Annotated in this window: 5 protein-coding genes; 3 read left to right on the top strand and 2 right to left on the bottom strand. The window is 69.2% G+C overall.

What is annotated here, in order from left to right; all coding sequences use genetic code 11:
- Window positions 1-309: 309 nt before the first annotated feature.
- Window positions 310-3,432: a hypothetical protein gene (locus tag LAO51_18520; protein MBZ5640737.1), complete on the bottom strand. Its 3,123-nt coding sequence runs from the start codon at window positions 3,430-3,432 to the stop codon at window positions 310-312.
- Window positions 3,433-3,934: 502 nt separating this feature from the next.
- On the opposite strand from LAO51_18520, the gene LAO51_18525 reads away from it, so the two are divergent.
- The 3 genes from LAO51_18525 to LAO51_18535 all read left to right on the top strand — a co-directional run bounded on the left by LAO51_18525 (window position 3,935) and on the right by LAO51_18535 (window position 7,851).
- Window positions 3,935-5,335: a PIG-L family deacetylase gene (locus LAO51_18525; GenBank protein MBZ5640738.1), complete on the top strand. Its 1,401-nt coding sequence runs from the start codon at window positions 3,935-3,937 to the stop codon at window positions 5,333-5,335.
- Window positions 5,336-5,639: 304 nt separating this feature from the next.
- Window positions 5,640-7,325 (top strand): DUF2779 domain-containing protein, encoded by a 1,686-nt coding sequence (locus LAO51_18530; GenBank protein ID MBZ5640739.1) that lies wholly within the window; start codon window positions 5,640-5,642, stop codon window positions 7,323-7,325.
- Between the two features lie 40 nt (window positions 7,326-7,365).
- Complete coding sequence (locus LAO51_18535; protein MBZ5640740.1) at window positions 7,366-7,851, top strand: hypothetical protein; 486 nt, start codon at window positions 7,366-7,368, stop codon at window positions 7,849-7,851.
- A gap of 1,340 nt (window positions 7,852-9,191) precedes the next feature.
- Here LAO51_18535 and LAO51_18540 read toward each other — a convergent pair.
- The coding region (locus LAO51_18540; GenBank protein MBZ5640741.1) for a hypothetical protein at window positions 9,192-9,612 on the bottom strand (421 nt) is incomplete at its 5' end.

Genomic DNA, 9,612 nt, shown 5'->3' on the forward strand with positions numbered 1-9,612 from the left:
AACGTCGCGAGCATGAGTCCGTAGAGGACGAGGTAGGGGAGATTGCGCCGCTCGAACCGGAGCAACCGCGGGCGCACCAGCGCCAGCACCGGCAGCAGCGTGAGACACACGAACCCGTCCCGCCAGAACGCGAGCACGAGGAGGGGGGCCGCCCTCCTTAGACCTCGAGATTGCTTCGCTTCGCTCGCAATGACAAGGAAGGCGGAAGGACGTGCCCATACTCGCTCGCAAGGACAGGGGAAATGATTGTCGTTGCTCCGGCAGGGCTCGCGATGCTGCCAAGACGACGGCGCCTCGCAGTGCCGGGGTTCAGCGCGTGCTCTCGGACCTGATCCGCAAGCTCTCCAGCACCGCGGAGCCGGCAGGGGTCCGCGCGACCGATGCAGGGATGAGCACGATCTCCCCCCCGGTCTCCCGGTTGACCACTCGCGCCGCGCACGGGTAGTGCTCACCGTGGTCCGGGAAGAGGAGCTTCCGGTGCGTCTCGGTGAACGCCAGCGGCTGGAAGATCCACGGCCGGCTGACCGCAAAATCGGTGAAGGCCTCATGCACGTCGATGTCGAGGGACCCAAGGGCGCCAAGCGGGCCCGAAAACTCCACGCCGTGCCCGTCGATCCTGAACCCGAACGCTCCGCGCGACGTCTCCCACGAGTTGAAGAAGGCGCCGCCCGGTCCCCACGACACCACCCCATGCCGCACCGGCTGGTCGATCGCCGCGCCCTCGACCGGGCTGACGGGCGTCCACGCCAGCGTGCCGGTCATCGGGCCGATCCCCGGAACGCCCGCCCACATCCCCCCGGCTCCCCCGCCGTCGAGCACCTGGATCGCGACGACGTTGTCGCCGCCGAAGTTCAGCGCGGCATAGGCCGGATCGCCGGGCTTGATCTCGTAGTGCCGGACCCTTTGGGCACCGCGCGTACTGCCGATCATGACGCCGTTCACGTAGGTCCACTCGTCGTCGTCGATCTTGCCGGCGTTCACCACGACCGTCGCCCCAATGGCGCCCGCCGGAAGCCGGACATGCGCCCGATACCACCCCCAGCCGTCGTACGACGCGCCGAGGTGGTCCTCCCACCACGATGGCACCTTCACGTCGGTCCAGTCGGCGTCGGGGAGGTCGGGGCGGAACCAGCCTTCCCGCATCCCCCGCTCGCTCTCCCGCGCGACGCCCGGGCCGTCGTTCGAAGGCCTCAGTTTCCATTCGGTCACGGTCTGGAACCGGGCGACCGGGCGGAACTCGTACCAGTCGATCACGCCGCCGGTCTCCCCCATCGTGCCGCGGTCCTGCATGGTCGCGCCGTAGAAGACGAGGGCGCCCCCGCGATCGAGGAACCGCGCCAGCGCGGGCTGGAGATCGCTCCCGCTCCGGGTCCTGCGCGGCAACGCGTTGCCGGCGACGACCAGCGCGCCGACGTCGGCCGGATCAAGGCGGGCGAGATCCTCAGCCGACACGCGGCGCCCCGGGAGGCCGGGCAGGGACGCAGCCGGGATCCCCTCCTCGAAGAACGTCGCCGCGTTTCGCTGCCGGAGCGCCGGCACAGGCACAGCCTCCGGGGCCGTCCATTCCGCCGGCTCCGGCAGACGAGGTCCGGACAGGGTCGCACGCTGCGCGCCTTCGACCCTGGCGGCCCCCGGCGCTTCGATCAGTTTCACGCGGGGATCCGTCACGCGGATGAGGAGCCGGCCGTCGGCGAAGGTCAGGAACAGATCGCCCTCCGGCAGCGGCACCTGCGCCCGCCAGCTCGTCCAGCTTGCCGGCACGTTGGGCGACACGCGGAGCCGGACGCAGCCGGGCTCGAGGACCTCGATGCCCAGGAGACCCTCGAAGATGCCATCGAGGAACGAACCGGCGGCGCTCAGGAACGCGTGGCCCCCTTCGCTGACGCCCTCCGGCGTCACCAGCTCCTCGATGAGCCCGGGGTAGTGCTCGTCCTCCAGCGTCGCCGCGCACCTCTCCAGGAGGTGAATCCCGCCGTCGATGTCGCCGGTCCGCAGCCTTGCCCGCGCCTCGACCGCGTTCCACCACGGCCACACCTTGAAGTTGTGGTCGTTGCGCTCGTCGACGTGCGTCATCGGCGGCGCGATCGTGACCGAGCCGGCCGGCCGCCAGTTCCTCGCGCGCACCGCGGCCAGGGCGCGCGTCGCCCGGTCGGCGGGCGCCACGCCGCAAAGGACGGCGAGCGCGTTCTCCCCGGAGGACGAACGCTCGTCGCGCCGGCCCCAGAGCGAGAGGTTGTCGTACTCGCCGGTCGCGTCGTTCCACAGGACCGCATTGATCCCGCGAACGAAACGGGCCTGCACACCCTCGAGCCGGCGTGCCGCGGCCGGGTCGCCCAGCGTGCGCTCGATCGTGGAGAACGTGCCGAGCAGTTCGGCGAAGAGCACGTTGGAGTAGAGCACCCGCGCACCGTCCGGGAAGAGGAAGAAGCGCGAGTGGTCCATCCACTCGGTGACGTCGACCAGCAGACCGGTCTCGGCGGGGTCGCGGTCGATCCACGCCTCGACCCACGGCCGCAGCGTGCGTTCGGCGGCGGCGAGAAACGCCTTATCACCCGTGAGGACGTAGTAGCGCCACACGGCCCGGGTCAGCCACGCGGTGCCCTCCGCCGAGCCTCCCTGGGAGGGATCCTCCGTCACCTTCAGGCCCTTCGGGTTCGCCGCGGCGTAGCGGCGGAGGTCGTACTCGATCGTCGTGCGGGCCGCCGCGAAGCGTCCGCCGATCATCGCGCCGGGGGCGAGCCCCGACCCGAGATCCCGCGACCAGACGTCGCGCCAGCGGAAGATCTCGCACACGTGCAGGCGGCCGTCGAAGCCGAGGTCGAGCAGGAAGCGGTTGAACCGGACGGCGCGGTCGATTGCGTGCGCCGGCGTCTCGAGCTGCAGTCCTCCGACGTACGGCTCCTCGAAGCGGCGCCTGGCGTCCTCGTACGACGTCGGCGCCGCGCCCGGCCCCGCCGCCACGATGACCGTCCCCTCCCCGTCCACGAGAGTCACCGGGATTCGGCCGCTCGGGAGGATCGCGGGCTCGCCGCGGCTCTCCACCTCCATCGCGACCGGGCCGGTGGCGCGCTCGACGCGGATCACCGTCGCGTACGGCGTCTCGGCGGTCGCACCGTGGAGCACGCGGACCACGAGGCCGCCGACCACGGCGCGGTACTCCACGCCGCCGGGAAAGAACGTCGCAGAGATGTCGCGGGAGGCGATCTCGCGCGCGACGCCGTCGATCACCAGGCGAAACCGGCCGGTGGCGGTGCCGCCCGAGAAGAACTCGAACCCGTCGGGCCGCACCTTGACCACGCTCCGCCCGTTTCCGACCAGCCCCTCCGGTGCCGAGCCGCGGTACTCGATCGTCATGTCAGCGCCCGCAGCGGGCGGATTCGTCCCTGCGAGGCTCGGCCCGGCAAGCACTAGACACAGCGCCATCGCCACCATCGTCACCTCCGGCGCGGGGACCGATGCGCCGGACCCCGCGAACCGCTGCGCAAGAGGCGCCGCGCACGGTGTCACCCCGCCGCGGCCGGTACGTCGTGATGCACGGGCCGCATGATACGCGCCGCCCGAACGTCGCCTGTGGTCGTGGGGAGCTCCAAGCCGCCGCCAGCGCCCTCACCCCGGCCCTCTCCCGCACGCGGGAGAGGGTGAACGTCAGTGTGGCATGCCGGAGGGGGTGAACGACAGTGTGGCACGCGGGAGAGGGTGAACGTCAGTGTGGCATGCCGGAGGGGGTGAACGACAGTGTGGCGCGTGGGAGAGGGTGAACGTCAGTGTGGCATGCCGGAGGGGGTGAACGACAGTGTGGCGCGCGCCCTCTTGGGATACCTCCCCCGCTTGCGGGGGAGGCGAGGTGGGGGAGCCTCAAGCCGCCGCGAACGGGCTTGACCCCGCTCGCTGCGGTGCTACCGTTCCCGCCAGCACCTAGCATGGGAGGTCACGCGTGAAATTCAGGCTCCTGTCGTTGTGCATCGGCCTCGCGCTCGTCCTGGCGGCCGGATCGTCGTCCGGAACCGTCGTCGTCATCGCCCCGCACCCCGACGACGCGGAAGCATCGTGCGGAGGCCTGATCGCCAACACCGTTGCGGCGGGCGAGGATGTCGTCATCCTCGCCATGACCGGCGGCGAGCTGGCGGTCTACCGGAAGACCGGGGAGGAGGCGCGCGCGGTCCGCGCCGAGGAGTCCCGCAGCGCAGCCGCGCTCCTCGGGGCGAAGGTGGAGTTTTTCGGCGCGGTTGACGGCTCGCTGGCGGCCGACGCGGCGAACGCCGAGAACCTGGTCAAGGTGCTCCTGCCGCTAACGCCGGCCACCGTCGTCGCGCCGTGGCCGCTCGACGTGCACCCCGACCACCAGGCGTCCGGCATCCTCGCCTGGCGCGCGTTCCAGGACACCCGCGTCGCCTTCGACCTCTACTTCTACGAGACGGCGAACGGCCCGCACACGACCTCGTTCCGGTTCGTCCCCACCGACTATGTGGACATCACCGAAACCCTGGCGAAGAAGCAGGCGGCCACGTACCGGCACGCCTCGCAGAACCCGGCGGAGTGGTTCGACATGTACGTCGCTCTGGCGCGCGTCCGCGGGTACGAGGCGGACGTCGCCTACGCCGAGGGATACGTCAAAGCGCGCAACTCGTCCGGCATGGGCGGGCGCTCGGGCGCGACCGGGAAGACCCTCCCCGCCAGCCGCTCCGCGTCGGGCGCTCTGCCGGCGCCGCAGGACTGGGCCGGCCTCGACCGGTATCGTGGCGAAGACGAACGGCTCGGGCCTCCGCGCCGCGGCGAGGAGCGCATCGTCTTCTTCGGCGACTCGATCACCGAGGGGTGGAAGCGCGTCGTCCCCGCATTCTTCGAGGGACAGCCATACGTCGACCGCGGCATCGGCGGCCAGACGACCCCGCAGATGCTGGTGCGCTTCCACCAGGACGTGATCGAGCTCGAGCCGAAGGTCGTCGTGATGCTGGCGGGGACGAACGACGTTGCCGGCAACACCGGGCCGTCCACTCCGGAGATGACGCTGGCCAACCTGGCCTCGATGGCCGAGCTCGCGCGTGCGCACGGGATCAGGGTCGTCCTCGCGTCGGTCCTGCCGGCGCTCGACTTCCCTTGGCGCCCCGGCCTCGAGCCGGCGCCGAAGATCGTCGCGCTCAACGCCCTCATCAAGGCCTTCGCCGCGCGAACCGGCGCCGTCTACCTCGACTACTACAGCGCGATGGCCGACGAACGCGGGGGCATGAGGCGCGAGCTGAGCGACGACGGCGTGCATCCCAACCTGGCGGGGTACGCTGTCATGGCCCCCCTCGCCGAGGCCGCCGTCAAGAAAGCCCTGGCCTCTCGGCAGTAGCGCCGGGGCCTGTCCCCGCCCTCGAACCCGCTGCCTCCTTCCTTTTGGGGGCGGGGCTTGCCCCCGCCCTGGCGTGCACCCTCTCCCGCGTGCGGGAGAGGGCCGGGGTGAGGGCCGACGCGGCGACGACCTCCGCCCCCGAATCCCCTGTCTCGTCTCATGTAGGGGCGGGGCTTGCCCCCGCCCTCGAACCCGCGATCGAGGCCGGCGTCTCTGTGGAGCGCGCGCTCCGCGCGTGCTCCCGTTGGACTAGACTGGCCCATCGCCATCCGAGCGCTCCCCAGGCCCGGAGGCCCTACATCCCATGGCCGGCACCTACCGCCTGTCCAAGTCCCGGTTCACGGCCGGGCTCCAGTGCCACAAGCAGCTGTGGTGGCGCGTGCACGAGCCCGACTCGCCGGAGCTCGTCGTCGGCCCCGCGCAGCAGGCGATCTTCGACCAGGGCACGCGCGTGGGCGAGGTCGCGCGGACCTACGTCCCCGGCGGCGAGCTCGTGGACCTGCCGCACGACGCCTTCGCCACGCGGATCTCGAGGACCCGGGAGCTGCTCTTCTACCGCGTCCCGGCGATCTACGAGGCCACCTTCACCGGGGGCGACGTGTACGCCGCGGTGGACATCCTCGAGCGCGAAGGCGATCGCTTCCACCTCATTGAGGTGAAGTCCTCCACCAGGCTCAAGCCGGAGCACCTCCCGGACGTGGCGATCCAGCTCCACGCGCTGCGGTCGAACGGCCTCGACGTCTCGCGCGCCGAGCTGATGCACCTCAACCGCGAGTGCACCTACCCGCACCTCGAGGACCTCTTCGTCCGCGAGGACGTCACCGCCGAGGTCGAAGCGCTGCAGCCCGCCCTGCCGGAGCTGATCGCCGGCCAGCTGCGCATGCTCGCGGGCGGCCTCCCCGACGTGCCGATCGGCGAGCACTGCCGCACGCCCCACGAGTGCCCGTTCATGGGCCGCTGCTGGCGGGACGTGCCGGAGCACCACGTCAGCACCCTGTACAAGGTGCCCAACGGCGGCGCCGACCTCATCGCCCGAGGCTTCGAGACCATCGCCGAGCTGCCCCCCGGCGGCCTCACCGCCATCCAGAAGCGCCAGCAGCTCGCGGTCCAAACGGGCCGGCTCATCGTCGAGCCCGGGCTCGCGAAGGCCCTCCGCGTCTTCCGGGAGCCGCTCGCCTTCCTCGACTTCGAAACGGTCATGCTCGCGATCCCGGTGTGGGACGGGTGCCATCCCTACGACCAGATCCCGGTGCAGTTCAGCTGCGACCGCCCAGGGCCGGACGGCACCATCGCCCACCACGAGTGGCTCGCGGACGGCCCCGGCGACCCGCGCCCCGAGCTGGCGCGCGCGCTCGTCGCGGCCTGCCGCGGCGCCCGCACCGTCGTCGCCTACAGCGCGCGCTTCGAGCGCGGCCGCATCGAGATGATCGCCGACGCCGTCCCCGAGCTGGCGGACAACCTCCTCGACATCGCCGCGCGCCTCGCGGACCCCCTGCCCATCGTCCGCGAGTACGTCTACCACCCTGACTTCCACGGCAGCTTCAGCCTGAAGTCCGTCCTCCCCGCCCTCGTCCCCATCCCCCTTGGTGTCATTGCGAGGAGCGGGGCGGAGCCCCGCGACGAAGCAATCTCGTCCCCCCTCGGTTCATCCGCCGTAGGGCCGGGCCTTACCCCCGCCCTCGAATCCCCTGTCATTGCGAGGAGCCAGGCGCAGCCTGGCGACGCGGCAATCTCGTCCCCACTTGGTGTCATTGCGAGGAGTCCCGCCTCCGGCGGGACGACGAAGCAATCTCGATCTTCCTCCCCCTACGACGCCCTCGAAATCGCCGAAGGCGCCACCGCGAGCGTCGAGCTCGAGCGCCTGATGTTCCGCGCGGACGCCATGCCCGCCGACGAGAAGCAGCGCCTTCGCGACGCCCTCCTCCGCTACTGCGCCCTCGACACCATGAGCATGGTTAGGCTGCTGGTCAGGCTCCGCGAGCTGGCGTAGTTCCGCAGTCACTGCGCTATCCTGCTGCCAGGGAGCGCCAATGAGGACTCTTCTTGACCTTCTTCAGATCGTCGCCACAGCTGTCACGGCGGTAGGTGTCATCCTAGTCTGGAATCAGGTCCGACTAACAAAACGCCAAGCGACGACTACCTTTGAGGATTCGCTGTCCAAGGAGTTCCGAGACCTTACGAAGGAACTCCCATCCGAGGCACTACTCGGTCAACCGCTGGCCGAGCACCAGCAACTCGCACACCTGGGCGTGTTCTATCGTTACATCGACCTCTCGAACCAGGAGGTCTATCTCCGAAAGATTGGTCGGATCTCCGACGAAACCTGGGTCTACTGGTGCGACGGAATCCGAGCGTTCCTGGCTCTGCCGGCCTTCGCCGCCGCCTGGGGGACGATCAAGGCAGCGGCATCAGGGGCGTTCGAGGAGTTGCGTCAACTTGAGCTTGAGGGTTTCAAGTCGGATCCTTCGCGCTGGGGAGGAACGCCCTCCTCCGCTACTGCGCCCTCGACACCATGAGCATGGTCAGACTCCTGGACAGGCTCCGTAAGCTTGCTTGAACCAACCAGTGGTTGGCCGCAGGCAGGCACTGTTGATTGGCTTGCCAGGTGGCGCTGATAGGCAGAGACTGGGTGAGACAGAGGTGGCCTGAGAGGGCAGAGCCCAGGCCCCTGGATGTTGAATACGAGTAGGTACGCACCGCTCACGGAGTATCTGAGGCGATCGGGGACCGATCGCGTGGAGCTCTCGCTTGACGAGGTCCAGCGAATCATCGGAGCCCCGTTGCCAGCGAGCGCGCGCACGCACCGCGCCTGGTGGGCGAACTCGACGACCCACAGCCACGCCGCAGCTTGGCTCGATGCCGGCTACCGGGTCAGCTTGCCGGGCGGCTTGCCGAACGGCGTGCTCTTCCAGCGCGGGAACCTACGCGACCAGGCCAAATCGCCGCCAGGCGCACGCCAGAGGCCGGTAGGGGTCTCAGCGTCACGAACGCCCTCAGCGCAGCGCCCGGCGGGCACCCGAGGGGTTGAGTCACCTATCTCAGGCACGAGCAAAGGATGCTCGCCCCGAACTGCACCTGAAGCGGTCGAGATCGGAGGTGTGAGGTTCTATTTCGTCGCCACTCTCGACCCAGATCGCGGCCCCGATGGTTCGCTGATCCAGTACATGCCTCAGGCCGCCTACCGCAACGAGAGGAGGCTGCCACTCAACCCGCACGGTCAGGGGCCCTTCTGTCGTTTCCGAATTCCTGGCGATCTTCACCATGAGGGTGTGTACGCACTCACAGTCGCTGGGCAGGTCAAGTACATCGGCGAATGCGAGGATCTTTCGAGGCGCTTCGGCCCCACCGGCTACGGCTCAATCCAACCGCGTAACTGCTTCGTCGGTGGCCAGTCCACCAACTGCAAGCTGAACCATAACGTGCTTGAGGCAGCTTCGCAGGGACGCGCGGTCGAACTCCGGTTCTGTCGGACGGACGATCGAAGGCGACTTGAGTCGGCCGTCTTGGCACAACTCCGGCCGGAATGGAACGGCCGCTTCAGGTGAGGCTTGTAGGTCCCGCGGTAGTCACCGACGCCCGGCTGCGACCGCGGCCGGTGGTTGACACCTACTTGCGTTCCGACGGGGTCTCCTCCGTTAGGCGCCCGCGCGTCGCCTGCTGCGCCGGCGGCGCGACCGCTGAGTCCTACACGATGACGACCATGGAGCCGTCCCAGATCTTCCGCCAAACCGACACCTACGCGCCCGGCTCGATGTGCGCCGAGAGCGTGTGCGAAGCGCGCGCCAACGGCCCGATCGACGGGATCTACTGATGCCCCGGGGTGTGCATCGTGCGGGCACCAACCCGCGCACCCAGGCTATGTCGCTGAGGTCCTCTTGATGTAGTCGTGAAGGACTTTGAAGGAGTCCTTGTAGCGGCTGAAGAGCGGGTTCTCGCGCTCGGAATCCCCGCTCATGGTGACAAGCGTGACGGTGAAGCGCCCTTCGTACTCCCCGCTGAGCACCCGGCTGGAGTGAGCAACAAGGTACTGGGATGGAATCACCCAGGATGTCTTGTGTAGTGGCTCAGAGTAGAAGACAAAGAACAGGTTTTCGCGGGGTTCTGTGACCTTGATGCTTGGCCAGACGCCCCACGATCTACGGTCGGCCTCACAAGAGCGAGCCTTGACCTGGATATCCAGGTAGACCGGCGCTTTTCCACGTCTGCCGCGAACAACGCAGTCGATCTGCTGGTCGTCGACCAGGGTCTGGTAGACGTCGAATCCTTCCTCCAGGAGC

The sequence above is a fragment of the Terriglobia bacterium genome, from assembly GCA_020073205.1.
Lineage (GTDB): Bacteria > Acidobacteriota > Polarisedimenticolia > Polarisedimenticolales > JAIQFR01 > JAIQFR01.